This is a genomic window from Bacillus sp. 05T31 (assembly GCF_056396725.1).
In genome coordinates this window covers 1-505 of sequence record NZ_JBFTMA010001330.1, presented here as the reverse complement: position 1 = coordinate 505, position 505 = coordinate 1, and the positions used below count along the sequence as shown (strand labels likewise).

General features: G+C 31.7%; 1 protein-coding gene and 1 pseudogene. One reads left to right on the top strand and one right to left on the bottom strand.

Annotated elements, in window-relative coordinates; all coding sequences use genetic code 11:
* The coding region (locus AC1DJR_RS33170; RefSeq protein ID WP_477004589.1) for a hypothetical protein at positions 1–180 on the top strand (180 nt) is incomplete at its 5' end.
* Positions 181–348: 168 nt separating this feature from the next.
* Here the strand turns inward: AC1DJR_RS33170 and AC1DJR_RS33165 are convergent.
* Positions 349–505 (bottom strand): annotated as a pseudogene (locus tag AC1DJR_RS33165) (type 2 isopentenyl-diphosphate Delta-isomerase); the annotation flags it as partial.

Sequence of the window (505 nt, the reverse complement as noted above, 5' to 3'; positions counted from 1 at the left end):
TATCGTACAGAAAAGCTAAAATTGAAAAAAGGGGTTATAAAAATGAAGAAATGTAGAAAATATGCCGCTGAATTATTGGAGTATTCTTACTTTTTACATGTTTGTGGAGAGAAACATGGCAAAAGTAAGATTCCTCCAATAATTCAGCAGCACATTTTCTACATTTCTTCATTTTTATAACCCTTTTTTCAATTTTAGCTTTTCTGCACAATATTCATATATAATTTTATCATAATATGAATTCTCTCTTTTTTCCATTTATAGAATTATATAGAACGATAACTTCTCGCCTCCCCTCTTCATTTTACGAAAATAAAACGCAAAAAAATCAACCGGATGGTTGATTTTTTATCGCCTACTATAATGTGCAGTGTCAATCCCTCGCTGCGCTAACCAATGGTACGTTTCACCTTTTACAACAAGAGGTACAGATTGTAACTCTTCTATCGTCTTCACGCCAAGAGCTGTCATAATAAACTTTAAATCTGTATGTAAAAGATCAATT